Source organism: Flavobacterium sp. 11 (assembly GCF_002754315.1).
Taxonomy (GTDB): Bacteria; Bacteroidota; Bacteroidia; order Flavobacteriales; family Flavobacteriaceae; genus Flavobacterium; species Flavobacterium algoritolerans.
In genome coordinates this window covers 1,963,494-1,989,513 of the sequence record NZ_PEFE01000001.1, presented here as the reverse complement: position 1 = coordinate 1,989,513, position 26,020 = coordinate 1,963,494, and the positions used below count along the sequence as shown (strand labels likewise).

Below are 26,020 nucleotides of genomic sequence, written 5' to 3'. Positions count from 1 at the left end.
TTTAACATTTAATAACTTACTTTAAAGATTTTCGAAATTATTTTGAAACCTAAAGCTTTTTAAAATCAATTGCATAAGTTGTTCACAAAACTATCAAAAAATTAGAAAATTCTGAGTAATTTAGAAACTTTTAAACTACAAATAACATGAGGAAGCAATTTTTTATTTTTGGGATTATAATTTTATTTTTAAGTTCAATTATTGCTTACTATTATAAATATAGCATCTTTTTTCCTTTAACAATTTTAGTTATAATTGTCATTGGATTTGCAAACAGCATTCAAACCAAACATGCCATTTTAAGAAACTTTCCTGTTTTGGGTTATTTTAGATATTTATTTGAAATGATTGCTCCGGAAATTCAGCAATATTTCATAGAACGATCCACTGATGGAAAACCATTCTCTAGAAACCAACGTTCTCTTGTATATCAAAGAGCCAAAAATATTGATTCGACAACGCCTTTTGGAACACAATTAAACTTGAATCAATCAAGCTACGAAGGAATCAAACATTCTATTTTCCCTACAGCTGTCAACGAAGAATTACCAAGGGTGCTGGTTGGAGGCCAAGACTGCACACAACCTTATCTTGCGTCGCTATTAAACATATCTGCAATGAGTTTTGGTTCTTTAAGCGAAAATGCCATAGTTTCATTAAACAAAGGAGCGCAAAAAGGCAAGTTTTATCACAATACAGGCGAAGGCGGATTAACTGAATTTCATTTGCAAGGAGCCGATGTAACTTGGCAAATAGGAACCGGATATTTTGGTTGCCGTGATGACAGAGGTGGTTTTGACGGAAGTAAATTTGCTAAAAAAGCGAACTTACCGGAAGTAAAAATGATTGAAATCAAATTATCACAAGGCGCAAAACCAGGACATGGAGGTGTTTTACCTGCTGCAAAAAATACCGAACAAATAGCCAAAATAAGAGGCGTGCAACCACACACCACTATCCTTTCTCCTCCCAGCCATTCTGCGTTTTCTGACACTAAAGGTTTAGTAGAATTTATTGCAAAATTACGATTGCTGTCTAATGGAAAACCTATTGGTTTTAAATTATGTATTGGAGAAACCCGTGAATTTGAAATGATTTGCCAAGAAATGATTTCTCAAAATTGCTTTCCTGATTTCATCACCGTTGATGGCGCCGAAGGTGGAACCGGTGCTGCTCCACTAGAATTTGCTGATGGTGTGGGAATGCCATTTGAACCAGCGCTTATTTTTGTAAATAAAACTTTAGTCCGTTATGAAATCAGAGACAAGATACGTGTCATTTGCAGCGGCAAAATCATATCTGGATATTCAATCCTTAGGGCGATAGCCCTTGGAGCTGATATGTGCAACAGCGCGCGTGGATTCATGTTTTCATTAGGATGTATTCAAGCCTTGCGATGCAATAATAACCAATGTCCAACCGGAGTTGCGACACAAGATAAAATGCTGATGAAAGGACTAGTCGTAACGGACAAATCAGAGCGTGTATATCATTTTCATAAAAACACTTTACACGCAGCTAACGAACTTCTTGCTGCTGCAGGCAAAAAAAGTTTTGCCGATGTTGACATTAACATTTTCATGCGTGGTGATGAATTTGCCCATTTATCTGATTTGTATTTCCCTGATAATTTAAAAAGTGTTCAAAAACATTAAAACAAAAAAGGAGGACCTTTAGAGTCCTCCAGTTGTCGGTTCTGATTTACCATTATCAACTCATACAATTATATTAGTATAGCTGACTATTGAATTATCATATCTTATTGCAAGATTGATATACTCAAGTAATTAATCAAAACCACACTCAAAGATACAATCTTATTTCATTCAAAACATTGAAAAACATACGTTTAACTAATAATTAACGCACAAGCTCATTGCGTTAGAAATCACAATAAAATAATCATTCCATACCTTTAAAAATTATTTCTCTAATTCTTATTTAAAAAAGTAAAATCCTTAGAATTAAACCATAAAAAAAGGAGGTCTTTTTAAAGGACCTCCGATTGTAAATTTTGATTTACCATTTATCAAACATACCGTTCAGTATGAAATGACAATTTGAATACTCTTCTCCTTGCAGATAGTTTTTATTCAAGTGATTAATCAAAACCACACTCAAAGATACAACTTATGTTCGTTAAACAATTAAAATTCAATACTTTAACTATTAATTAACGTGCTGAATTTCAATTAATTACAACCGAATATACTTTTAAAATCCAAATACACAGCTATTCTTGTTATCAATAGACTCTTCATACAGTTATTTGCACATTATAACACACTGTCTAAAAAAATGTATCTTTGAACTGTAAAATTAAACCCAATAAAATGCAACTTGTTTTCGCTTCCAACAACAAAAATAAAATACTGGAAATACAAAGTATACTTCCTGACACGATTGAAATTCTTAGTTTAGAAAGTATCGGCTGTTATGAAGATATTCCGGAAACTGCCGCAACAATTGAAGGCAATGCAGTTCTAAAAGCCAATTACGTTACACAAAAATACGGTTACAATTGTTTTGCTGATGATACCGGACTGGAAGTAGATTCCCTGAATGGTGAACCTGGTGTTTACTCTGCAAGATATGCCGGAGAGCAACGTAATGCTGATGATAATATGAATAAATTATTAGAATGCTTATCTGATAAAAGTAATCGAAAAGCACAATTCAAAACAGTGATTGCATTGAATTTAAACGGAAAACAGCATCTTTTTACAGGAATTGCACGAGGCGAAATTACGTTAGAAAAATCAGGAGATCAAGGATTTGGTTACGACCCTATTTTCAAACCTGAAGAATATCAAGAAACTTTTGCACAATTATCATTGGCTATTAAAAATAAAATCAGCCACAGAGGAAAAGCTACACAGCAATTAATTGATTTTTTAAAACTGAATAAATAAACGCCTCAAAATAGAACATTTTTATAACAAAAAAACAAATTTCAAGGCGTAATTTCACACTAAAATCCTAAATCAAAACGCACAATTCGCAAATAAAAAATATAACTTTCTGATAATCAAATTATAATAAAACATTAAATCTTAAAATAGCATTAGTTTATATCGATTATTAACAGTAATTTTGCACCCTATTTTAAAAATACATATGAATAAATTTGAACAATTAGGATTGAGTGAATCGTTACTGAAGGCGATTTTAGATCTAGGATTTGAAAATCCGACCGAAGTACAGGAGAAAGCGATTCCCCTATTATTGGAAAAAGACACAGATATGGTTGCGTTGGCTCAGACAGGGACAGGGAAAACGGCAGCTTTTGGTTTTCCAGTTATTCAGAAAATTGATGCCAACAACAGAAATACACAAGCATTAATTTTATCTCCAACACGCGAACTTTGTTTGCAGATTACCAACGAAATTAAAAACTACTCTAAATACGAAAAAGGTATTAATGTGGTAGCAGTTTACGGTGGAGCTAGCATTACAGAACAAGCGAGAGACATAAAGAGAGGCGCACAAATTATTGTGGCAACTCCAGGAAGAATGCAAGACATGATTAATAGAGGATTGGTAAACATCTCTCAAATTAGTTTTTGTATTCTTGACGAAGCTGACGAAATGTTGAATATGGGTTTCTACGAAGATATCGTAAACATCCTTTCTACTACGCCAGACGAAAAAAACACATGGTTATTCTCTGCAACAATGCCTGCTGAAGTAGCACGTATTGGAAAACAATTCATGAAAGACCCAATTGAAATTACAGTTGGCGCTAAAAACTCAGGTTCTGCTACAGTTTCTCACGAATTTTACCTTGTAAATGCACGTGACCGTTACGAAGCTTTGAAGCGTTTAGCGGATGCTAATCCAGACATTTTCTCAGTAGTTTTCTGTCGTACCAAAAGAGATACGCAAGCTGTTGCTGAAAAATTGATCGAAGATGGATACAGCGCTGCTGCATTGCACGGAGATTTATCTCAAGCGCAACGTGATGGTGTAATGAAATCTTTTAGAGGAAGACAAATCCAAATGCTTGTAGCTACTGACGTTGCTGCTCGTGGAATTGACGTTGATAACATTACTCACGTAGTGAATTATCAATTACCTGACGAAATCGAAACGTACAACCACCGTTCTGGTCGTACAGGTCGTGCTGGAAAATTAGGAACTTCTATCGTAATTGTTACTAAAAGTGAATTGCGTAAGATTTCTTCAATCGAAAGAATCATCAAACAAAAATTCGAAGAAAAAACAATCCCTTCTGGAATTGAAATCTGCGAAATCCAATTGTTACACTTAGCTAATAAAATTAAAGATACAGAAGTTGATCACGAAATTGACAACTATCTTCCTGCAATTAACAGCGTTCTTGAAGGTTTATCGAAAGAGGAATTAATCAAGAAAATGGTATCGGTTGAATTTAATCGTTTTATCAATTACTACAAAAAAACAAGAGATATTTCTAATCAATCTTCAGGTTCTGAAAGACGTGATCGTGACGATAGAGATGGTGCTCCAAGAGAAAACAACAATGGTGGTGCAACAAGATATTTTGTGAACATAGGTTCTAGAGATAACTTTGATTGGATGTCATTGAAGGATTACTTGAAAGAAACATTAGACTTAGGTCGTGATGATGTTTTCAAAGTAGACGTAAAAGAAGGTTTCTCTTTCTTTAACACTGATCCGGAACATACTGATAAAGTAATGGAAGTATTGAACAACGTACAATTAGAAGGACGTAGAATCAATGTTGAAATTTCTAAAAATGACGGTGGCGGAAGACGTGACCATAATGGAAGAAGTTCTGGTGGAAGTTTTGGTGGTGGAAGAAGTTCTGCTCCAAGAAGAGAAGGAAGCTTTGCTCCAAGAAGAGAAGGTTCAGGTGGTGGATTTAGAAGCGACAGAAACTCAGCTCCAAGAGAAGGTGGTTTCAGAAGCGACAGAGGACCAGCTCCAAGAAGAGAAGGTGGTTTTTCATCTGACAGACCTAGAACTGAAGGTTCGTCTGACAGAGCACCAAGACGTTCTGAAAGCTTTGGTGACTCACCAAGACCAAGAAGACCAAGAAGAGACTAACATTCATTGTTAATTTTCTTATAATTATATACTGGAACTACAAAATATTTAATCCTGTTTTATTACTTTTAAAGTCTTAAACCAGTTTATGAAATATTTTGTAGTTTTCTTTTTTTTAGTACTATCCGCAACTGCTTTTGCGCAAGTTAAAGAACCCTCCCAAAAAGTTAATGGTATCATTATCAGCAATACAACTAGACAAGCATTATCTAGTGTAAATATCATTAATATCAATAAAGTTAGAGGCGCAACTACCGATTCAGGAGGATATTTTGAAATAGATGTACAACTGAACGATACGCTTCACATTACAAGTTTAGGATTTCAATCGCTTCGCGTTCGCGTAACCAATGACTGGATAAAAAACAAAAGCACCAAAATTCAACTTACTGAAAAAGCAATTGCACTTGAAGAAGTGGTAATCAGACCCTTTAATCTAACAGGATATCTTGAAGTAGACACTAAAATTATCCCCGTTAGAGAAAACTACAGGTATAGTATTTCCGGTTTAACGCAAGGTTATGAAGCAGGGGAATATTCTCCAAATGCTTTTGGAAGAGTGCTAGGTTCTATATTCAATCCAGCGGACATGCTCTATAATTTCTTTGGGAAGAATCCAAAAGAGCTCAAGAAACTGAAAGAAATGAAGAAAGATGATACGGTACGAAACCTTTTGGAATCTAAATTTGACAGAGAAACAATATCAGTTCTTTTAGGTGTTGACAAAAATGAAATTGCCGAAATTCTGCAACGCTGTAACTACTCTGAATCGTTTATAAAAACGGCTAATGATTTACAAATTATGGATGCTATAAGTGGCTGTTACGAAGAATATAAAGTCCTGAAGAAAAAATAAACCCAATATTCCATTACTCAAACAACTAGTTATTTTGGAATAAAAAAAATAATTTAATCCCCGATTCCGAAAGTAGTTGGGGATTTTTATTTTAAAGCAGTTAAATTTAAGTTTTAATACTCTAAAAGTAAAATCTATGTCTACTATACCTTTTCAAACTATTAATTGGGATTCAATAGAAAAAACTGAACATATCGGAACAACAGGAATAGCGCATTGGCAAACAACTCAATTAGGCGGCCTTAGAATTCGTAAAGTAACCTATTCCAAAGATTATCTGGCAGACCATTGGTGCCAAAAAGGACATATTGTGCATTGCCTTGAAGGTGATTTTATTAGTGAATTAGAATCCGGAGAACAAGTCCAGCTTTCAAAAGGAATGACTTATGTAGTTTCAGATGACGCAAGCTCCCATCGCTCTATATCCACTAATGGAGTTGAATTATTAATCATAGATGGGGATTTTTTGAAATAATCTTTAAAATCAATCAAAATATTATATACATTTACTTACATCAAAATTAAAAACAAAATTAAATACCTATATCATGGCAAAAAGTCAAGACGCTAAGAAAACCGTAAAAAAAGAACCTTTAAAAACGGCTAAAGAAAAGAAAGAAGAAAAAAGAGATAAGAAAAACAGTCCTAAAAGAGACTAAAAATTTAGTTTCAGTATCCAAAAAAAAAGTGTCCAGTTTCGTTTATAACTGAACACTTTTTTTTTACACTGAATACTATTTCACAGGAATATTAGCTAAAATTTCCAATACAAATTTCCAGAATTTCTGAGAAGAAGAAATACTCGCTCTTTCGTCAGGGGAATGTGCACCGTGAATCGTTGGTCCAAAAGAAATCATATCCATATCAGGATAATTCGTTCCCAGAATTCCACATTCTAATCCTGCGTGACATGCCACTACTTTTGGTTTTTCACCGTTTTGTTTTTCGTAAATCGGAACTAAAACATCCAAAATCTCTGATTCAGAATTTGGTGTCCAACCCGGATATGCTCCAGAAAACTCAACTTCACAACCCATTAATTCAAAAGCGGAACGCAAAGCATTAGCCAAATCAAACTTGGAGGTTTCTACCGAAGAACGTGTTAAACATTGTACCGAAAGCTGTCCTTCGCCAACAATTACTTTAGCAATATTGTTCGATGTTTCTACTAAATTATCAAAATCTGCACTCATTCTATAAACGCCATTATGAGCTGTATACATTGCTCTTACAAAGTAAAATTGAGCAATTGAGGGCATTACTTTAGCAGGAGTTGCCTCCATTTTTTCAAAAACAACTTCTAAATTAGGCTCCGTCGTTTTTAACTCCGTTTTGATTTCGTTTACAATTTGCTGCATGTCAAAAACAAAAGCCTCATCATACACTTCAGCAATAATTACTTTTGCTTGACTTTCACGCGGAATCGCATTACGCAAACTTCCTCCTTTTATTTCAGAAATTTGTAACCCAAAATTATCAAAACCATCAAATAACAATCGGTTCATGATTTTATTGGCATTACCCAATCCTTTGTGAATATCCATTCCGGAATGCCCACCTTTCAAGCCTTTTACAGTAATCGTATATCCTACAGAACCTTCCGGAGTTTCTTCTTCATCATATTCAGCAGTAGCCGTCACATCAATTCCTCCCGCACAACCAATATCTATTTCGTCATCTTCTTCCGTATCTAAATTCAACAGAATTTGACCTTGTAAAATACCTCCTTTTAAGTTCAATGCTCCTGTCATTCCTGTTTCCTCATCGATTGTAAACAAAGCTTCTATAGCAGGATGTGGAATATCCGTACTTTCTAATATTGCCATGATAGCTGCAACTCCAAGACCGTTATCAGCACCTAGAGTTGTTCCACGAGCACGAACCCAATCTCCATCTACATACATATCGATTCCTTGTGTATCAAAATCAAAAACGGTATTGGAATTTTTTTGATGCACCATATCCAAATGTCCTTGAAGTACAATTGCTTTTCGATTTTCCATTCCAGCAGTTGCCGGTTTACGGATAATTACGTTGCGAATTTCATCTTCAAAAGTCTCTAATCCAAGGCTATTTCCGAAGTTTTTCATAAACTCAATCACACGCTCTTCTTTTTTAGAAGGACGCGGTACAGCGTTTAAATCGGCAAACTTATTCCAAAGTGCTTTTGGTTCCAGATTTCTTATTTCTTGACTCATTTATTTTTGTTTGAGGTTTAACATTTACAAAGCCCAAAGTTACAAAGTTTAAATTCTTTATCGATACTAATTGATATTGTAATTATATTTACACTACTAAAATTCATGCTGTGCGAACAAAATATTTCCTTTCTTTCTTTCTTTTTGTCCAAATATTAATTTTGCAGGTACTCCCTTATTTTCCGCTACAAGTGGAACAGTTTTACAGTAATGGTTTTTATCCGGTACTTTCAAAATTCTCAAGATTAGCATTGGGAAGCATTCCATTTTCTTTGGGAGATGTAATGTATATTATTGTTATTGCTTTTGTCTTAAAATGGTTTTGGAACCAACGAAAATCTTGGAAGTTAAAATGGAAAAGCAATATATTATCCATATTAAGTTTTGTTTCAGTGTTCTATTTCTTGTTTCATTCACTGTGGGCATTTAATTATTACCGCCAACCGCTTTTTGAAAAAATGGAAATTAAAAAAGACTATTCAGATGCTGATTTATTGGTTTTCACCAAAAAGTTAATCGCTAAAACAAACGCTATTCAAAAACAGATTACAAAAAATGATAGTTTAAAAGTAGTATTCCCGTACACACAAGATCAGGTTTTTAAGATGAATTTGAATGGTTACAAAAAACTAGCTGAAGAATATTCGTATTTCACTTACAACCATTTAAGCACCAAGAAATCACTTATCAGTTTGCCTTTGACCTACATGGGTTTTGGTGGTTATCTGAATCCGTTTACCAATGAAGCACAAGTTAATTATCTGGGTCCAATGTACAGTTTCCCCATGACTACCAATCATGAAATGGCGCATCAAATGGGTTTTGCCAGCGAAAGTGAATGCAACTTTATTGGTTTTTTAGCTTCCATAAAAAATGAAAATGCATACATTCAATATTCAGGCTACAGCATGGCTTTGCGTTATTGTTTGGGTAATTGGCAAGTTCGAGACGAAAAAATTTTCAAAGAACTACTCAAAACAATTCATCCCGGAATTTTGAAAAACTATAAAGAAAGTGAGCATTTTTGGAAACAGTATGACACTATAATTGACAAAGGTTTTCATGCTTTTTACGATAGATTTCTGAAAATAAATCAGCAAAAAGACGGTCTAGAAGGCTATAGTAAATTTGTAAATTTGATGGTGAATTATTACAAGGAAAGAAAGTTTTAAGTTAAGAATTTTAATAACCTATAGCTCTTAACGTCTAACTTGGTACTTAAAAAATTATATTTTTTCCAGTAACAAACCTGTAGCTGTAAGTCCAGGTCCAAATGCCATCGCTACAATTTTCTTACCTGATTCAATATTTGGATCGTTTACAATTTCGTTAAAAATATGAGGAATCGTGGCCGAAGACATGTTCCCTTGACGGCGTAAAATCTCATAAGACCAATTCGCTTGTTCTTTAGCCAATCCAATTGCATCTATAACATAATCAATGATTTTTGGTCCGCCCGGATGTATCGCAAAATGCATATTCCCTTTTTGCTGTTCAAGATCAACATTCCCTTTTTTACAAAGTGTAGTCAAAAAAGGTTTGATATTTTTGCGTATAAAAACAGGCACTCGTTTAGACAAGGTCATCAAAAAATTATATTCGCCTAAATCCCAAGACATATCCTCTAATGAATCCGGTATAATAACTTCATGAGAGGCAATAATTCGTAGTCCTTTTTTCTCAGGAAACGAATCATCATTCAGGAAAGATTCTTCATCAAATAGGGAATAACCAATAAATCCATCTGCAAAAAGAGAGCAAATCATAATATTTGAATTCGAAAATTCGGTCAGATTTAAGTGTGCTGATAATAATTCTGTATGAACCACATCTACTCTGCCTTTAGTTGTACTGGCACACAGCAAACTTCTTCCTGTACGAATTGCCGGAAAAGCTCCATAACAACCCATGTGATAGGAATGTGTAACTTGTACTGTTTCCCAATCTCTTTCTATAACGGCTTCTTGAGCTACACTTGGCGAAGAATATCCGGAACAAGTGACATGTATCAGATTTTCCGGACTTGTATTTGTTTTTAAATAAAATTGATCAAAAACATATCCCATTTTCCTTTTGAACCATTCCATTCGAACCTCAATTTTTGGCCCATAAAGATTTCCGGATTTGACTTCGAAACCTGAAGGAAAATGATATCCTGAAGGCGAAGTAATTTCCATAATATGTTCAATAAAATCCTCTACTTCTTCAAAAATAATACTTTGTCTACTATTAATGTTTTCAGAAGAAACAGCATACTTATCTACTTGATCAGAAATAAGCTCAAAAGTAATAGGTTCATTATCAAAAGCTCCATTTCCAGTTACACCTGATTTTGGAAGATTTTGAAAATGATAATACAGAAATTTTGTGTACTGATTTAGCTTTTTTTGATCAATCAATTTACCCACTAAAATTGGATGAAAATTGGAAAGTATAACGCTTTTCATTAACTTTTGAATTTTAATTGAAATATAAAATTAAATCAAAAATCATTCAAAAAAATCAAATTAATAAAATTGCAATTTTTAAAAAACACAAGTAATTGATTTACAACTACTTATAAATATTATAATTTTGTTAAAAAACTGAATGCCAAGTAGTTATAAGAATTACTCTACACAATCATTAATCACTGACTATCAAGTATGTAAGAATAAAAATACAACGCTAAAGCTGTTGTTTTTAAAGTAAAAATTTTCCTGATTTTAAAAAATTAATTAAACTTCATCACTTGTAAATGTGGTGAAACTTTTCTTTTTATAAGGCCTGATAATCAAACGCCCTTCACGATCAAAACGAATGTAATTATAGACCCAATTTAAGAAAACTACAGCTTTATTTTTGAATCCAATAAGTGAAAACAAGTGTACAAACATCCACACAAACCATGCGAAAACGCCGTTGAAATGGTATTTAGGCAAATCGACTACCGCTTTATTCCTTCCTATGGTTGCCATAGAACCTTTGTCATTGTATTCAAAAGCTTCCATGGGTTTGTTTTCAATTAATTTTATTAAATTCTCTCCTAATAATTCCCCTTGTTGCATTGCTGGTTGCGCCATCATGGGATGCCCTTGTGGATACATTTCAGATTCCATAGAAGCAATATCACCTACGGCAAAAATATTACTATATCCTGCGACCTGATTGTATTCATTTACCCGAATGCGCTCTACTTTTTCAACCAAAGATTCTGCATCTAAACCAGCTACAAGAGCTCCTTGAACACCCGCAGTCCAGATTACTGTGGCGGTTTCAAAAGATAAATCGGAATTTGTGGTTATGGTACGTCCATCATAATTAGTGACGCGAACGTTTTTCCAAATTTTCACACCTAAACTGATTAGAAATTTTTCGGCAGCTTGAGAGGATTCTTCACTCATCGTATTTAGAATTCTGTCACCACTTTGAATCAGATTGATTTCCATTTTGGTAATATCAAGATCTGGATAATCTTTTTGCAGAATGGCTTTTTTCATTTCGGCCAAAGCGCCGGAAAGCTCTACTCCTGTTGGTCCGCCACCTACAAGTACAAAATTAATCAGGCTATTTTGTTCGGCTACATCGGTGGTTAAAACAGCTTGTTCAAAATTTTCAAGAATCAGACTTCGAATATTGAGCGATTGCGGTATGGTTTTCATGGCCATACTGTTGCGCTCAATTTCTTTGTTGCCAAAATAATTAGTTTTAGAACCAGTGGCAATGACTAAATAATCATACTTTAATTCGCCAATTTCGGTGATTATTTTTTGATTTTTAGTATCGATTTCTTGGACATTGGTGAGTCTAAAATAAACGTCATCGTATTCTTGAAATACTTTTCGGATTGGGTACGCTATAGAACCTGCTTCGAGCCCGCCTGTGGCAACTTGATATAATAGAGGCTGAAAAGTATGGTAATTGTGTTTGTCTAAAAGAACAACCTGTACTTTTTTATTTTTTAGCTTTTTCGCTAATGCGATTCCTGCGAAACCTCCGCCAATGATTACTATTCTGGGTAAAGTTGAATTTGGGATGTTCATATTTAAAAAAGTTCTGAATTGTTGATACTCAAAGATACAATGTTTTCTACTTTTGAATTTCATCAAATAGTATCGAAATTTTTGTTTTTGCAAAAGTTCCTTAGAAAAAATAAACATGTAAATTAGCCCCGATGGTAATGGAAATCCTTTATTTTTCTGGTTTTTTCAGAAAATAAAGATTGCAAGGTACAGCGGGACGAGTATTAATTATGAAATGAATAGTGGTGTGCTCCTCAAAAAAAAGTGCAACTTTGTAACAAAAACCAGTATTGGCTTACTAACGTATATATGAGTGATAATCTAGAACATTCTTTTGTAAAGCAGTTGCAGGAAAATCAGAATATAATCCACAAGATTTGTAGGTTGTATACTAATGGCGATGATGCTCATAAGGATTTGTTTCAGGAAATTACGATTCAGTTATGGAAGGCTTTTCCAAAATTCAGGGGCGACAGTAAATTTTCTACTTGGGCCTATCGAGTCGCGCTGAATACAGCGATTACTTTGTACCGAAAAACAAAACGATCCATAAATACTATTGAATTTGAAGGGCGACAACATTTCCTGAATGATGTGGAATACGATTATGAGGAGGAAGAACAATTAAAATTAATGTATAAAGCAGTTTACCAGCTGAATGATATTGAAAAGGCGTTGATATTTATGTATCTGGAAGATAAAGATTATCAGGAAATATCAGAAACATTGGGAATTAGTGAAGTAAATGCAAGGGTGAAAATGAATAGAATTAAAGGGAAATTAAAAAAAATATTAAATCCATTAGGCGTATGAAAGAGTTGGATTTATTAAAAAAAGACTGGCAGAAGAATACTAATTCTTTTGAGCAAGTATCGGAAATCGAGATTTACAAAATGATACATAAAAAATCATCTTCGATTGTGAAGTGGATTTTGATTATTAGTATTTTGGAAGTTTTATTGTGGACGTGTTTAAGTCTCTGTTTTAACAGTGATGATTATTTAATTAAAATGAAACATCCTGAGTTAATTCAATACTTTGAAGTGTTTACTTATTTTAATTATGGTGTGATACTGTTTTTTATCTATTTATTTTATAAAAATTACAAAATTATCTCGACCACCGCTTCTACAAAACAATTAATGTCTGACATTTTAAAAACCCGAAAAACGGTTCAATACTATGTTTGGTATAATCTGGGAATGATTGTTCTGAGTTCAATCATCGCCTTCTATATAACTTTTGCATATAATCCGGAAATGAGTGCTTTGAAAGATCAAATTGCCACTAACGGAAAAGTGATGGCAATAACAATAGGAGTCATAACACTGACTACTTTAGTATTCTTTGGAGCATTCTGGCTGTTTTACAGAGTTGTATATGGCATACTGCTTCGAAGATTGTATGCTAATTATAAAGAATTAAAAAAGATAGATTTATAAAAAAAAGAGTTCGCCGTAGCGAACTCTTTTTTTTATTTTAATACTCCCATTTTCGTAATCGATTCAACTCTTCCTGTTCTTTAATTTCTTCAGCAGGAATAACTTTTAGGAATGAAGGATGTTGCTCAATTGCATATTCTACTTTTTCTACAATTTCCTCGATTGTATCATTATCATAATCAATATCCAGAGGTTCTTTGATGATAAAGGACTGCAGGATTCCTTTTTTCTTCATTCGAATTCCTTTTTTGTCAAACGAACGACGGAAACCGTCAATAACGATAGGCACCACAATAGGCCTGTGTTGTTTGATAATATGAGCAGTTCCTTTACGAACCGGTTTAAAGGATTTTGTTGTCCCTTGCGGGAAAGTGATTACCCAACCATCAGCTAGAGCAATTTTAATATTCTCAGTATCGTTAGGGTTAATATCTTTTTTCTCCTGGACATCAACTCCTTTAGCACGCCAAGTACGCTCTACAGAAATTGCTCCGGCATACGCCATGATTCTTGGCAATAATCCCGCCTGCATAGTTTCTTTGGCAGCAACATAATAGATATTCATTTTAGGTTGCCACAAATAGCAAACATTCTTAATCGTATCATCGCGTCCACTCAAACTTGCATTAAAAACATGAAACATAGCAACAACATCAGCAAAATAGGTTTGGTGATTGGAAATAAAAAGTACGTTATTGTCCGGTAAATTCCTGATAATTTCCGAACCTTCAATTTGTAATTCATTAAATCCTCTATACCGTCTATGCGTCATGGCTCCAAAGATTCGGATTAGCCATTTTTTTATAAATAATATGTGTCCGAAAGGATTTCTCTTCAACAATCCCATAAAATTGTGTATTTTTTTGTGAATTTGGATTACAAACTTACGAAATTTATATTTGAAGTTGGTCTTTGAATTCAACAGAACAATTTGAAAAACCCAACCAATTAATTCGCTATTTTCTAACGCAGAATATTAAAATTTACTCTCCAAGAACCTCTTTCAAAACCTCTTTTAACTCACTCAACATCATTGCTGTAGCACCCCAAACAATATGCTCCTCAATTTTAAAAGCCGGAATACTGATGTTGTCAGCGTAGGAAGTTGTCAAATTTGTATCTACTACAAGTGCATCGTCTAAAAAAACTGACAAGGGCAATTCGATAATATTTGCCACTTCCGAAGGTTGCGGTATAAACACCAATTCTTCTTTACTGATACCCAAAAAAGGATGTACCATAAAGTTACTTGGCGGAATATATAATTCTGTAAACGGTTTAAGAATTTCAATTTTATCCGGATGAATTCCTACCTCTTCATGCGTTTCCCGAAGTGCCGTTTGAGCAAAATTCTCATCTTCGAATTCGTACTTACCTCCCGGAAATGCAATTTGAGCAGAATGAACTCCTTTATAGGAATTTCGTACGATTAACACTAAATGTGTCGTATCATTTTTAGGATAAAAAAGCATCATTACTGCTGCAATTCTTGGCTTTTTATCTTCAATATTGATATTCTTTAAGCTTTCCAATCGTTCTAAAGGCGCCATTTTTACATGTGCATCAAAAGCTGGAAGCCTTGCTTCAATTAATTTAGGAACATACTGTAAAAATTCTTGAAAATCCATAATCAAAGTCTATTTTTGCATATAAAACAGCATATAAATATAGTTTAGAAAATACAATTGCACAAGTTTTTCTATAACCAAAAAGTCATTACAAATGTACAGCAAAGAAGAAACACAAAGGTTAAAACGAGAATTCTGGGTTGCATTCGCAGAGAAATATCCTAGAAAATGGGTATTATACGATACTAAAATCAAGGATTTTTCTTTTAAATTTTATGTAGACAATAAAAAAGCTCAAGTTTTAATAGATATTGAACATCGAAGTGATGAAAAAAGAATTGCTTATTTTGAAAAACTGGAAGCGCTAAGAACTATTCTTGACGAGGACTTCATCAAAGACTTGGTTTTCGAAAAAGAATACACACTGGAAAGTGGCAAAACCATCAGTAGAATTTGGGTTGAAAAACTAGGAGTCGGTGTGAGTAATCGCAACTATTGGGATGAAATATTTGACTTTTACAATGAAAAAATGAATGCTCTGGAATTATTTTATTCAGAGTATGATGATTTTATAAAGGATATTGAGAAACTTTAAATTAGAAACTCAAATAGAATTTTCTATTTAAAAAAAATGCTTCAATTCGAACGGATTATCTGTTCAAATTCAAGCATTTTTTTATCCAATTCATCACATATTGAAAATATTATACACAATAATCCGATCTTCATAATTGATATACAATTGCTTCCTATTATCCTGTTTTTTTCTGGTGATGATAGAAACGGTACAATCTAATCCTTCATTATCCTTACAGGTAAAAGAGTAAACAATATCAGTATCATTCTCTTCAATAGGTTGATAATCTATGATTTCAAACAGTTGAATGATTTGAGAATAGACTACTATTCTATTTTTATCGGTATCCAATGTGACTAAAATATTGACTAAATCTAGATCAGACCACTTCCCCCATTTTCCTTTTTCTGTTTTTTCTAAAACGCTAAAACCCGAAGTTTTAAACTTATAATTTTGACCAAAAGAATGCTGTAATCCCATTACTAAAAAAAGCAATACTATATATATTTTTGTCTTTGTCATTCCTAATAAATTAAAAATCAAAATTAACTATTTCTTTTCTGGCTGTTTCAAAATCGGCTATCATTTCCTGAATGATTGTTGCGGCTGGTTTTATATCGTGGATCAATCCTGCTATTTGTCCAATCTCTAATTCTCCTTCGATTAAATCGCCTTCAAACATACCACGTTTTGCCCTTGCTCTTCCCAGCAAATCTATTAATTCTTCTTTGGTTGGACATTTTTCATACAATTCCTGAACATCCTGATAAAATTTATTTTTAATCAACCGAACAGGAGCGAGTTCTTTCAAAGTCAGTTGTGTATCGCCCTCTTTAAGATTTATAATCGTTTCTTTAAAATTATCATGTGCCGATGATTCTAATGATGCTGCAAATCTACTTCCTACCTGAACTCCATCTGCTCCCAGTACCATCGTTGCTAGCATACCACGACCGGTTGCAATACCTCCAGCAGCAATCAACGGAATGGTAATTTTTTCTTTTACCATCGGAATCAGCGTAAGCGTAGTAGTTTCTTCTCTACCATTATGTCCGCCGGCTTCGAAACCTTCGGCAACAACTGCATCAACACCTGCGTCTTGTGCTTTTAATGCAAAAACAGAACTGCTGACTACATGAACAACAGTTATGCCATTTTCTTTCAAATAAGAAGTCCATGTTTTTGGATTCCCAGCCGAAGTGAAAACGATTTTCACACCTTCATCAACGATAATTTTCATGATTTCTTCGATATTGGGATACAACATCGGGACGTTTACTCCAAAAGGTTTTGAAGTAGACTTTTTACATTTTTGAATGTGTTCCCGTAAAACTTCAGGGTACATCGAGCCTGCTCCAATCAATCCTAAACCTCCGGCATTACTCACTGCACTTGCTAATTTATAACCACTATTCCAAATCATTCCTCCTTGAATAATTGGATATTTAATTTTAAAAAGTTCTGTGATTTTATTCATGTACTATTGCTGCTATAATTTTTTAATTATTTTTCCCGTTTTAGAAAAACCATCTGATTCCATTTTATAAAGATACACTCCTTCATTCAGAGATTTCAATGAAATAATAGATGCCTGTGGCGTTATTTCTTGTTCTAAAACTTTTTGCCCTAAAATGGAATAAATAAATACTGTACCCATATCAAATTTTGCAGGTAAAGAAACTGAAACGGTATCACTTGCTGGATTGGGATAAAGTATAAAATCATCTTTAGAAAAGGATTCTAAAGCCAACTGGTTATTTAAGGCCAATGCAAAATCAGGAATTCCAAATCCATATTGATTATTGGGAGTGGAAAATTTATCTGCTGATTTTAATACTAATTCTCTAATTTCCCGATTTGTTTTTTGGGGAAATGCCTGCCATAAACAAGCAATCATTCCTGCCATTATAGGACTTGAAAAAGATGTTCCATTAGCAGTCACGATATTTCCCGCAGCATCTGACACTATTGCCGCTTGACCTTGTGCCATGACTTCTGGTTTTATTCTTCCGTCAAATGAAGGACCTACTGAACTGAACGAAGTTAATACTTCTGAAGAATTTACTGCACCTACAGCAATTACTGAAGCAGCATCTGCAGGAACAGCAATATATGGATCTGATGTACCACCTGAATTACCGGCCGATGTCACTATAATCATACCTCTGCTAAATGCAATTTCAGCCCCACGGGATATGAATGCAGTTGTACCATTTATTTCACTATATGTATGACTATACGCATCATTATCGTAATCAAAATACCCCAAAGAAGTATTGATAATATCCACTCCTAAACTATCGGCTGTTTCTGCTGCTTCGACCCAAAGCGATTCTTCAACAGGATTTTCTGAGGTATCATCTTCGGTGATGAATAAATAATAAGATGCATCTGGTGCTGTTCCCACTAACGAATTTTCTTTGTAACCACCCATTGAAGAAAGTACCGAAGTCCCGTGTGAAACTCCAGTATAAAAATCAGGATTTCTTAATACAAAATTATAACCTCCTAAAATCTGGTTATTTGTTCTTAATCTTTGAAAAGGCTGAACGGTATTCACTCCCGGAAATCCAGCATCCAAAACCGCTATTATTTTACCGGAACCCGTATAATTTTGTTGGTGCAACTGATGCCCGTTAAGCATTTGGATTTGATTCGATGAAGAACCATAAGCATAGTCAATTTTGGTTTTCTTGGTTTTATTTACCCTCTTTATTTTTGACAGCTTCGCTATTTTTGCAGTTTGATTCAGTGTTTTATTTGCAAAATCAACTTTACTGACAAAAGAAAGCATTGCCAATCCATTTATATTTGATTGTGATCCACGTACATGGACCGCGTTCATCCATTTGGACTTTGCCATGACAGTAATTCCCGTTGCTGATTTTACTTGATCAATAAAGGATTCCTCTACTGGAACATCTTTAAAGTCTAAAGCAATATTTTGATTGGTTCTTCTATCTAATGCTCTTTGGGTTAGCATTTCCAAAGGTGTATCTAAATAAAATTGGGAATTGGGTTTTGCATTAAAATATACCCAAGCATCTTGTTGGGAAAAAGCAGCTGAAGTAATCAGTAAAAAAAGAAATATGTAGGTTTTTTTCATAGTAACTTTATTTTTTTTAGTCCTAAAAACTTCAACTATCGCTAGGATTGAATCATTATTATTGATTTTCAGGATGTTTTAATCCCAGAAAAACATTTGTTTTTAGAGCTTTTTATAAATAAAGTACTAAACTAAGAAATTACTCCCGAACCAACTAATTCTTCCCCTAAATACCAGGCCACAAATTGCCCTTCTGTTATTGCAGATTGTGGTTCGTCAAAGGCAACGTACATTCCGTTTTCAAATTGATGCAAGGTAGCACTCTGCAAAGGTTGTCTGTATCGGATTCTAGCCATTACTTGCATAGTTGCTCCATTGGCCAAAGACAAATCTTCACGAATCCAATGCACTTCATTTTTTTCTATAAATAAGGCGCTCTTGAATAATCCAGGATGTTGGCTGGTCAATCCAGTATAAATAGTATTGGTTTCCACATTAGTGGCAATAATAAACAACGGATCAGTTGTTCCTCCAACATTTAGTCCTTTACGTTGTCCAATAGTGAAATAATGAGCACCTTGATGTTTTCCCACTACTTTACCCATGTCTGGAGTGTACGGAATCTTTCGTGCATCAGACATCAAACTATCTTCCAAGGCTAATTCAGTGTCTTTTTCAAAATTGTAAACAGGATCGTTTTTATCAATTTGAATTATAATTCCGTCTTTTGGTTGCAATTTTTGCTGTAAAAACTCTGGCAAACGTACTTTTCCAATAAAGCATAATCCTTGCGAATCTTTCTTTTCGGCAGTAATCAAATCCATTTGAGCCGCTATTTCACGAACTTCCGGTTTTGTCAATTCGCCAATAGGAAATAATGATTTTGCCAATTGCTCTTGAGATAATTGACACAAAAAATACGATTGATCTTTATTAGTATCAGCACCGGCTTTCAGTTGATAAACCGTTTTTCCGTTTACTTCGATTTCACTTTTTTGGCAATAATGTCCGGTAGCCACATAATCGGCACCAAGACTTAAAGCGATTTTCATGAAAACATCAAATTTTATTTCGCGGTTACAAAGCACATCAGGATTTGGAGTGCGTCCTTTTTCATATTCGTTGAACATATAGTCCACGATTTTCTCTTTGTATTCTTCACTCAAATCAACTGTTTGGAAAGGAATTCCTAACTTTTCAGCAACTAATAAAGCATCATTACTGTCTTCAAGCCACGGACATTCATTAGAAATAGTAACCGAATCATCATGCCAATTTTTCATAAAAAGACCTATGACTTCATACCCTTGTTGTTGCAATAAATAAGCAGCAACACTTGAATCTACACCTCCAGAAAGTCCTACAACAACACGCTTCATCTTCAAAAAATTATAATTTTACAAGGATGCAAAGTTACAAAAGATTTACAACAGTATTTGTTAACTATAAAGTTAATTATTTTTGGATTTTGTTGCATTCTCCGGAAAACTCATATTCGTTTCTTTTACCAATTTCCCTTTTTCAAAAAACTGCCAAATTCCGGATTTTTTACCATTTACAAACTGCCCTTTAGAAACTACATTGCCATTTGTATCACTAAAAATTGCTAAACCGCTATAGATGTTATTCTTAAAAATTGACTCTTCCAATAAAATTCCTTTTTCAGTATATTTTTTATAAAAACCGTTTTTCAAATTGTTTTTATAACTGATTTCTTCTGCAATTTTACCACTAAGATAAAAAACCGTACGCAAACCTTCCAGCTTACCATTTACGTAATTCTCTGTTGTCATAATATTTTTTGAAGCTTGATGATAATATTTCCATTGTCCTTCAAATAATTTATTGACCACTTTACCTTCGCTTACTTTATTCTTATTCTGGTCATAGAAAATGGTATATGCTGAATTGTCTTTTGCATTAAATTCCCTTGTGGCAATTATGGATTTAGCTTTGGTATCATCGTAAAAATTAAAAACTCCAATTTCTTTTCCGTGATCAAAAGTCCCTTCATATCTGGGTCTTTTTGATTCCTCATAAAACCCTTTCCATACTCCGTGCTTTTTCCCTTTATCATCTAACTTATTGAAATCTGTTTGTGATACAATATTTTGGCTAAAAAAAACCAACATCAAAAGTGTAAAAAAACTAATTTTATATGTTTTCATTATTTCTTTGTGTTTACTTATTATCATAAAACTGATAATTTACTTTTTTATTTTAGGCAACTTACTAATTACAGTTATTCCTTGCTCTACTATTTCACAAATATACTACTCTATTCTTTTGAGTCGTAGCAAAAGTGATTGACAATTCAGAATTATAGATTCAAACTATCTGTTTAATAATATCGTTGATTTAACACCCCGAAAGCTTATAATGAATCATTTTTTAAAATGTTTAAGCATCTTATTATTATTTTTTTCAATAGTAGATCAAAAAACCCAACAAATACATACGGATATCATTATCAGTATATTATGAATTATTTATTACTAATAAAATATAAATTAAACAAACCTAAAAAAAATAATAAATTTTAATTATGTTTATCATTTTTACAAAATTATTAAACAAAATGATAAATCAATTTATTAATTTCGAAGAAACAAATAAACAATAAACACTATGAAAAATGTATCTAAAATTAGAAATTTAGCTTTGATTGCATTATTTTCAATCTTAGCAGTATCGTGTGACAACGATAGTGAAAATGTGGTTGCAGACAACACAATAACAGGAAAAGCATCTGGTACTGCAAATTTAAGCATTTTGGTTCAAGCATTAGTAAAAGCCGAATTAGCAACAACTTTGCAAGGATCTGGTCCGTTTACAGTTTTCGCACCTACTAACGAGGCATTTGCAACTTTTCTTGCAACAACTCCTTATGCAACAATAAATGATGTACCAAAAGAAGCTTTGACTCAAATTTTATTAAATCATGTTGTTACTGGTGCTGTGAAATCTACTGATTTAACCACTGGCTACATAAAAACTTTAGCTAAGGGTTCCGCATCAACCACTAACACATTGAGCATGTACGTCAACACATCTTCAGGAGTAAAATTAAACGGAAATGCAACGGTTACAACCGCTGATATAATGGCTTCAAATGGTGTAATCCACATTGTTGATAAAGTTATCGACTTACCTACAATTGTAACTCATGCTGCGGCAAATGCAAATTTTAGTACTTTAGTTAGTGTTCTAAATCGATCAGGTCAACCAAATTTTATAACTACATTATCAGGCACTGGTCCTTTTACCGTTTTTGCTCCTACAAATGCTGCTTTTACTGCATTAAATACTGAACTAGCTCCAGGAGGAATTGCAGGTGTTTCAGCGGCAAACTTGACAAAAGTTTTACAATACCATGTGGTAAGCCCTGCAAATGTTTTAGCAGCCAGTTTAACCGAAGGACAAGTTGTAACTCCAATTCTAACTCCGGCTCAAACATTTACCATTCAACTTACTGGTGGTGCAAAAATCAAAGATGCTAACAACAGGATTTCAAATATTATCATAACTGATGTACAATGCTCAAATGGTGTTATTCATGCCATTGACAAAGTATTATTACCAGTCCTTTAATTTTATAACAAAAAAAAGCTCTCATTAGTGAGAGCTTTTTTTATGAATTACTTTTTCTTTTGTTGTGCTTTTTGAGCTTCGGCTTGTTCCATAACTTCTTGCAGTTTTTTCTGGAATTTACCTTGTTTTTTCGGCTCTTTCAATTTGTTTTCTTGAATTTGAGCGTGAATCTTATCACTATCGATAAAGTATCTTTTGATGACTATCATAATCCCAATAGTAATTAGATTCGAAATAAAGTTATACAAACTCAATCCCGCACCATAACTATTGAAGAAAAACAACATCATGATTGGCGATACATAAATCATGATTTTCATCATCTTCGCCATATCCGGCATTCCTTCTTGTTGTGGAGCCGCCATTTGTTGGTCACCAGAAGTCATTTTCATATAGAAGAAAATAGCAATCGAGGCAAGCACTGGAAACAAACTGATGTGATTTCCGTAAAAAGGAATATAGAAAGGCAAACGTATTATTTCATCAAAAGAAGATAAATCATCTGCCCAAAGGAAGCTTTTTTGTCTTAACTCAAAAGCTGATGGGAAAAACTGAAACGAAGCATACATAAAAGGAAGCTGAATCAAGGCTGGAATACATCCTGCCATAGGATTTACTCCTGCTTTATTGTACAATTTCATAGTTTCCTGTTGTTTCTTCATTGGGTCTTTTTTGAATTTTTCTCCCAATTCTGTAATCTCAGGTCGCAATACTTTCATCTTGGCTTGTGACAAGAATGATTTGAATGTAATAGGCGACATTGCTAATTTTATAATTATTGTAAAAATAATAATAGCAATTCCGTAAGCTATATAAGTACTTAAAAATCCGAATAATGGAATAAAAATAATTTTATTGATCCATCCGAAAATTCCCCAACCTAATGAGATGATTTTTTCTAAATTTTTATCATAATGACTTAAAGTCTTGTAATCTGTTGGACCAAAGTACCAACTCATTTTATGATCTAATTCTCCATTTTCAAAAGCTAATGGGATATTTGCTTTAAATTGTTTCGTAAAAGTGGTATCGATTTTATCATCTTTTACCAAATTATCAGACTTCACTTTAGCAGTTTCGAAAGGAGTTTTTGACAATAGTATCGTTGAGAAAAAGTGCTGTTTGAAAGCTACAAAAGTTGCTTTTTCAAGATCTGATTCTTCTGATTGACCTAAACCAGCGTAATCAACTTTTCCTTCTTTATGCTCAAAATAAATTTCAGTATAACGGTTTTCGTAAGATACACTTTTCTCATTTCTAAAGGTTTTCAAGTTCCATTCTAAATCCAATGGTTTAGCTGTGTTTAAAACTTTGTTCAATCCTTGAGAACGAATATCAAAACCAATCATGTAATCGTTTGGTTTTAATATGTATTTGTATTCCAAGAATTCATTAGCTCCCGCTTTTAATTTCATGGACAACACTTGATCTGCTCCAACTTTTGTCAAAGTAGGCTCAAAATACAAGTCTTTAGAATTTAAAGTACGGTTATCGCTGGTTAGCAATTGTACATTTAAATTAGCATTATTGTCTTTTATCAATTCAACTAATTGCCCAGAACCTTTCTTGAATTTTTCAAACTTTTTCAAAGTAGCTTCAACAATATATCCCCCTTTATTGGCAATTTTTAATTTAACCAATTCGTTTTCAATAGTTGTAAAACCAGCTGTAGCTGAAGGAAGCGTAGCAGAATAAGCAAAATTTCCTAATGTTTTTTGCAATTGGGCCAATTGTGTAGAATCTCCGGTTGCTGCAACGGCAATAGTAGCTTTTGCAACAGTTTTCGCCTCTAATTCTTTTGCTTTAGCCTGCTTAATTGCAAGCTCTTTTTGGGCTTTCTCAGCGGCAACCACTTTAGGATCTGGCTGATTTTGGTACATAATCCAAACCAAAATACCAAAAATTAATGCAAAACCTATAATCGAATTGAGATCAAATTTTTTTTGTTCCATTATAATTAAAAAAAGTTTAAAAGTTTAAAGTGTACCGTTTATTGGAACCAAATCATTTCCAGTTATTTTTTCTTTGCCTGAACCGCTGCTGCTACAAAATTCACAAAAATAGGATGCGGATTCGCTACCGTACTTTTGTATTCCGGATGGTATTGTACCCCAATGAAAAATGGATGATTTTCTATTTCTATAATCTCAACCAATCCTGTATCTGGATTCACACCCGAAGCTATTAATCCTGCATTTTGCAATTGCGCTACATAATTACTGTTGTACTCATAACGGTGACGGTGACGTTCCGAAATAGTCTCTTTTCCGTAAATTTTATATGCCAATGAATCTTGTTTGATATCACATTTCCATGCACCAAGACGCATTGTTCCTCCCTTATCAGTAATCGTTTTTTGCTCTTCCATAAGGTTTACAACCGGATGGGAAGTATGCTCGTTCATTTCAGTAGAATTTGCATCAGCATAGCCTACAATATTTCTTGAATATTCGATAATTGCCATTTGCATACCCAAACAAATTCCGAAAAACGGTACTTTATTTTCACGGGCATAACGAACAGCTTCGATTTTTCCTTCAATTCCTCTTTCTCCAAAACCAGGAGCAACAAGAATTCCGTCTAAACCGGCTAATTTCTCGTTTATGTTTGTTGCGTCAATATGTTCTGAATGAATAGAAATCACATTAACTTTGGTTTCATTTGCTGCACCTGAATGAATAAATGCTTCCAAAATAGATTTGTAACAATCTTGCATTTCTACATATTTACCAATCAAACCGATGTTTACTGTATGCTTTGGATGTTTCAATCTGCGTAAAAAAGTATTCCAGTTTTTCAAGTCCGGAGCCGCTTTTTTAGGTAAATCTAATTTCTTTAATGCAACTACATCAAGTCCTTCTTCCAACATTAAATTTGGCACTTCATAAATAGTCGAAGCATCAATAGACTGAATAACAGCTTCTCTTTTTACATTACAGAATAAGGCCAATTTATTTCTTAATTCTTCAGAAATTTCATGCTCTGTTCTACAAACTAAAATGTCCGCTTTAATACCGCTTTCCATCAAAGTTTTAACGGAATGTTGTGTTGGTTTTGTTTTCAATTCTCCTGCAGCAGCCAAATAAGGCACCAAAGTAAGATGAATCACAATTCCGTTGTGTTCTCCTAATTCCCAAACCAATTGACGAACGGATTCTATGTAAGGCAAAGATTCAATATCTCCTACCGTTCCACCAATCTCCGTAATTACAATATCATAATCACCTGATTTACCAAGCAATTGCATTCTATCTTTAATTTCATTGGTAATATGAGGTACAACTTGTACCGTTTTACCAAGAAATTCTCCTCTTCTTTCTTTTTCAATAACCGAAAGATAAATTCTTCCAGTAGTAACATTATTCGCCTGAGAAGTAGGAACATTCAAGAAACGCTCGTAATGTCCTAAATCTAAATCTGTTTCTGCTCCATCATCAGTAACATAACATTCCCCATGTTCATAAGGATTTAATGTTCCTGGATCTACATTAATATAAGGGTCAAACTTTTGGATAGTTGTACGATACCCTCTGGCTTGTAACAATTTTGCCAATGATGCTGCTATGATTCCTTTCCCCAGAGAAGAAGTCACACCGCCAGTGACAAAAATATATTTCGTTTGATTCATTCTGTTGTTGTTTGTGTTGTAGTTGTGTAAAAAACTTGGCAAAAATACAATTATAAATTGAGAA

At 33.7% G+C, this 26,020-nt stretch carries 22 protein-coding genes; 10 read left to right on the top strand and 12 right to left on the bottom strand.

Annotated features, from left to right (window positions below; genetic code table 11):
• The first annotated feature begins 146 nt into the window (after window positions 1-146).
• From CLV00_RS08660 to CLV00_RS08640, 5 genes are all read left to right on the top strand, one after another.
• Window positions 147-1,655 (top strand): FMN-binding glutamate synthase family protein, encoded by a 1,509-nt coding sequence (locus CLV00_RS08660; protein ID WP_099714736.1) that lies wholly within the window; start codon window positions 147-149, stop codon window positions 1,653-1,655.
• A gap of 678 nt (window positions 1,656-2,333) precedes the next feature.
• Entirely contained in the window at window positions 2,334-2,912 is a 579-nt protein-coding gene (locus CLV00_RS08655; RefSeq protein WP_099714735.1) for a non-canonical purine NTP diphosphatase, read from the top strand.
• Between the two features lie 205 nt (window positions 2,913-3,117).
• Window positions 3,118-5,049, top strand: a complete 1,932-nt coding sequence (locus tag CLV00_RS08650) for a DEAD/DEAH box helicase (protein ID WP_099714734.1) — start codon at window positions 3,118-3,120, stop codon at window positions 5,047-5,049.
• Between the two features lie 88 nt (window positions 5,050-5,137).
• Window positions 5,138-5,905: a carboxypeptidase-like regulatory domain-containing protein gene (locus tag CLV00_RS08645; RefSeq protein WP_099714733.1), complete on the top strand. Its 768-nt coding sequence runs from the start codon at window positions 5,138-5,140 to the stop codon at window positions 5,903-5,905.
• A 136-nt stretch (window positions 5,906-6,041) separates the two neighbouring features.
• Window positions 6,042-6,380: a DHCW motif cupin fold protein gene (locus CLV00_RS08640; RefSeq protein ID WP_099714732.1), complete on the top strand. Its 339-nt coding sequence runs from the start codon at window positions 6,042-6,044 to the stop codon at window positions 6,378-6,380.
• Window positions 6,381-6,639: 259 nt separating this feature from the next.
• Here the strand turns inward: CLV00_RS08640 and CLV00_RS08630 are convergent, their stop codons facing one another.
• Window positions 6,640-8,103 carry an aminoacyl-histidine dipeptidase gene (locus tag CLV00_RS08630; protein WP_099714730.1) on the bottom strand — a complete coding sequence of 488 codons (1,464 nt, stop codon included), beginning with the start codon at window positions 8,101-8,103 and terminating at the stop codon, window positions 6,640-6,642.
• A gap of 161 nt (window positions 8,104-8,264) precedes the next feature.
• Between CLV00_RS08630 and CLV00_RS08625 the strand changes: the two genes are divergently transcribed.
• Window positions 8,265-9,275 (top strand): DUF3810 domain-containing protein, encoded by a 1,011-nt coding sequence (locus CLV00_RS08625; protein WP_369800928.1) that lies wholly within the window; start codon window positions 8,265-8,267, stop codon window positions 9,273-9,275.
• 54 nt (window positions 9,276-9,329) lie between these two features.
• Here the strand turns inward: CLV00_RS08625 and CLV00_RS08620 are convergent, their stop codons facing one another.
• Both CLV00_RS08620 and CLV00_RS08615 read right to left on the bottom strand, forming a co-directional pair.
• Window positions 9,330-10,550 carry a 3-oxoacyl-[acyl-carrier-protein] synthase III C-terminal domain-containing protein gene (locus CLV00_RS08620; protein ID WP_099714728.1) on the bottom strand — a complete coding sequence of 407 codons (1,221 nt, stop codon included), beginning with the start codon at window positions 10,548-10,550 and terminating at the stop codon, window positions 9,330-9,332.
• Between the two features lie 270 nt (window positions 10,551-10,820).
• Window positions 10,821-12,125: an NAD(P)/FAD-dependent oxidoreductase gene (locus CLV00_RS08615; protein ID WP_099716290.1), complete on the bottom strand. Its 1,305-nt coding sequence runs from the start codon at window positions 12,123-12,125 to the stop codon at window positions 10,821-10,823.
• A gap of 288 nt (window positions 12,126-12,413) precedes the next feature.
• On the opposite strand from CLV00_RS08615, the gene CLV00_RS08610 reads away from it, so the two are divergent.
• Both CLV00_RS08610 and CLV00_RS08605 read left to right on the top strand, forming a co-directional pair.
• Window positions 12,414-12,917 carry an RNA polymerase sigma factor gene (locus CLV00_RS08610; protein WP_099714727.1) on the top strand — a complete coding sequence of 168 codons (504 nt, stop codon included), beginning with the start codon at window positions 12,414-12,416 and terminating at the stop codon, window positions 12,915-12,917.
• Window positions 12,914-13,546, top strand: a complete 633-nt coding sequence (locus CLV00_RS08605) for a hypothetical protein (protein ID WP_099714726.1) — start codon at window positions 12,914-12,916, stop codon at window positions 13,544-13,546. Before CLV00_RS08610 ends, CLV00_RS08605 begins: the two co-directional genes overlap by 4 nt.
• Window positions 13,547-13,583: 37 nt before the next feature.
• Here the strand turns inward: CLV00_RS08605 and CLV00_RS08600 are convergent, their stop codons facing one another.
• Both CLV00_RS08600 and CLV00_RS08595 read right to left on the bottom strand, forming a co-directional pair.
• Window positions 13,584-14,393, bottom strand: a complete 810-nt coding sequence (locus CLV00_RS08600; RefSeq protein ID WP_099714725.1) for a 1-acyl-sn-glycerol-3-phosphate acyltransferase — start codon at window positions 14,391-14,393, stop codon at window positions 13,584-13,586.
• 136 nt (window positions 14,394-14,529) lie between these two features.
• Complete coding sequence (locus CLV00_RS08595) at window positions 14,530-15,174, bottom strand: CoA pyrophosphatase (protein WP_099714724.1); 645 nt, start codon at window positions 15,172-15,174, stop codon at window positions 14,530-14,532.
• 94 nt (window positions 15,175-15,268) lie between these two features.
• On the opposite strand from CLV00_RS08595, the gene CLV00_RS08590 reads away from it, so the two are divergent.
• The gene (locus CLV00_RS08590; protein WP_099714723.1) at window positions 15,269-15,709 is read left to right on the top strand and encodes a DUF4268 domain-containing protein; all 441 of its coding nucleotides are present in this window, start codon (window positions 15,269-15,271) and stop codon (window positions 15,707-15,709) included.
• 93 nt (window positions 15,710-15,802) lie between these two features.
• Here the strand turns inward: CLV00_RS08590 and CLV00_RS08585 are convergent, their stop codons facing one another.
• The 5 genes from CLV00_RS08585 to CLV00_RS08565 form a co-directional block, all read right to left on the bottom strand.
• Entirely contained in the window at window positions 15,803-16,213 is a 411-nt protein-coding gene (locus tag CLV00_RS08585) for a hypothetical protein (protein ID WP_099716289.1), read from the bottom strand.
• A 10-nt stretch (window positions 16,214-16,223) separates the two neighbouring features.
• A complete protein-coding gene (locus tag CLV00_RS08580) occupies window positions 16,224-17,168 on the bottom strand; it encodes a nitronate monooxygenase family protein (protein WP_099714722.1) in 945 nt (314 codons plus the stop codon).
• A gap of 12 nt (window positions 17,169-17,180) precedes the next feature.
• Complete coding sequence (locus CLV00_RS08575) at window positions 17,181-18,797, bottom strand: S8 family serine peptidase (protein ID WP_099714721.1); 1,617 nt, start codon at window positions 18,795-18,797, stop codon at window positions 17,181-17,183.
• 131 nt (window positions 18,798-18,928) lie between these two features.
• Entirely contained in the window at window positions 18,929-20,116 is a 1,188-nt protein-coding gene (gene mnmA / locus CLV00_RS08570) for a tRNA 2-thiouridine(34) synthase MnmA (protein ID WP_099714720.1), read from the bottom strand.
• Window positions 20,117-20,188: 72 nt separating this feature from the next.
• Window positions 20,189-20,905: a toxin-antitoxin system YwqK family antitoxin gene (locus CLV00_RS08565; RefSeq protein WP_099714719.1), complete on the bottom strand. Its 717-nt coding sequence runs from the start codon at window positions 20,903-20,905 to the stop codon at window positions 20,189-20,191.
• Between the two features lie 460 nt (window positions 20,906-21,365).
• Between CLV00_RS08565 and CLV00_RS08560 the strand changes: the two genes are divergently transcribed.
• On the top strand, window positions 21,366-22,328 hold the full coding sequence (locus CLV00_RS08560) for a fasciclin domain-containing protein (protein WP_099714718.1): 963 nt from the start codon (window positions 21,366-21,368) through the stop codon (window positions 22,326-22,328).
• A 47-nt stretch (window positions 22,329-22,375) separates the two neighbouring features.
• Here CLV00_RS08560 and yidC read toward each other — a convergent pair whose 3' ends face one another.
• Together yidC and CLV00_RS08550 are read right to left on the bottom strand one after the other, a co-directional pair.
• Window positions 22,376-24,280 (bottom strand): membrane protein insertase YidC, encoded by a 1,905-nt coding sequence (gene yidC / locus CLV00_RS08555; protein WP_099714717.1) that lies wholly within the window; start codon window positions 24,278-24,280, stop codon window positions 22,376-22,378.
• Window positions 24,281-24,342: 62 nt separating this feature from the next.
• Entirely contained in the window at window positions 24,343-25,956 is a 1,614-nt protein-coding gene (locus CLV00_RS08550; RefSeq protein ID WP_099714716.1) for a CTP synthase, read from the bottom strand.
• Window positions 25,957-26,020 lie beyond the last annotated feature (64 nt).

Bases quoted from the DNA above. Each gene is read 5' to 3' on its own strand.
- CLV00_RS08650 (WP_099714734.1), top strand. From the start codon at position 3,118: ATGAATAAATTTGAACAATTAGGATTGAGTGAATCGTTACTGAAGGCG.
- CLV00_RS08640 (WP_099714732.1), top strand. From the start codon at position 6,042: ATGTCTACTATACCTTTTCAAACTATTAATTGGGATTCAATAGAAAAA.
- CLV00_RS08655 (WP_099714735.1), top strand. From the start codon at position 2,334: ATGCAACTTGTTTTCGCTTCCAACAACAAAAATAAAATACTGGAAATA.
- CLV00_RS08610 (WP_099714727.1), top strand. From the start codon at position 12,414: ATGAGTGATAATCTAGAACATTCTTTTGTAAAGCAGTTGCAGGAAAAT.
- CLV00_RS08550 (WP_099714716.1), bottom strand. From the start codon at position 25,956: ATGAATCAAACGAAATATATTTTTGTCACTGGCGGTGTGACTTCTTCT.
- CLV00_RS08560 (WP_099714718.1), top strand. From the start codon at position 21,366: ATGAAAAATGTATCTAAAATTAGAAATTTAGCTTTGATTGCATTATTT.
- CLV00_RS08620 (WP_099714728.1), bottom strand. From the start codon at position 10,550: ATGAAAAGCGTTATACTTTCCAATTTTCATCCAATTTTAGTGGGTAAA.
- CLV00_RS08575 (WP_099714721.1), bottom strand. From the start codon at position 18,797: ATGAAAAAAACCTACATATTTCTTTTTTTACTGATTACTTCAGCTGCT.
- CLV00_RS08580 (WP_099714722.1), bottom strand. From the start codon at position 17,168: ATGAATAAAATCACAGAACTTTTTAAAATTAAATATCCAATTATTCAA.
- CLV00_RS08595 (WP_099714724.1), bottom strand. From the start codon at position 15,174: ATGGATTTTCAAGAATTTTTACAGTATGTTCCTAAATTAATTGAAGCA.
- yidC (WP_099714717.1), bottom strand. From the start codon at position 24,280: ATGGAACAAAAAAAATTTGATCTCAATTCGATTATAGGTTTTGCATTA.
- CLV00_RS08630 (WP_099714730.1), bottom strand. From the start codon at position 8,103: ATGAGTCAAGAAATAAGAAATCTGGAACCAAAAGCACTTTGGAATAAG.
- CLV00_RS08615 (WP_099716290.1), bottom strand. From the start codon at position 12,125: ATGAACATCCCAAATTCAACTTTACCCAGAATAGTAATCATTGGCGGA.
- CLV00_RS08565 (WP_099714719.1), bottom strand. From the start codon at position 20,905: ATGAAAACATATAAAATTAGTTTTTTTACACTTTTGATGTTGGTTTTT.
- CLV00_RS08585 (WP_099716289.1), bottom strand. From the start codon at position 16,213: ATGACAAAGACAAAAATATATATAGTATTGCTTTTTTTAGTAATGGGA.
- CLV00_RS08645 (WP_099714733.1), top strand. From the start codon at position 5,138: ATGAAATATTTTGTAGTTTTCTTTTTTTTAGTACTATCCGCAACTGCT.
- CLV00_RS08600 (WP_099714725.1), bottom strand. From the start codon at position 14,393: ATGGGATTGTTGAAGAGAAATCCTTTCGGACACATATTATTTATAAAA.
- CLV00_RS08605 (WP_099714726.1), top strand. From the start codon at position 12,914: ATGAAAGAGTTGGATTTATTAAAAAAAGACTGGCAGAAGAATACTAAT.
- CLV00_RS08590 (WP_099714723.1), top strand. From the start codon at position 15,269: ATGTACAGCAAAGAAGAAACACAAAGGTTAAAACGAGAATTCTGGGTT.
- CLV00_RS08660 (WP_099714736.1), top strand. From the start codon at position 147: ATGAGGAAGCAATTTTTTATTTTTGGGATTATAATTTTATTTTTAAGT.
- mnmA (WP_099714720.1), bottom strand. From the start codon at position 20,116: ATGAAGCGTGTTGTTGTAGGACTTTCTGGAGGTGTAGATTCAAGTGTT.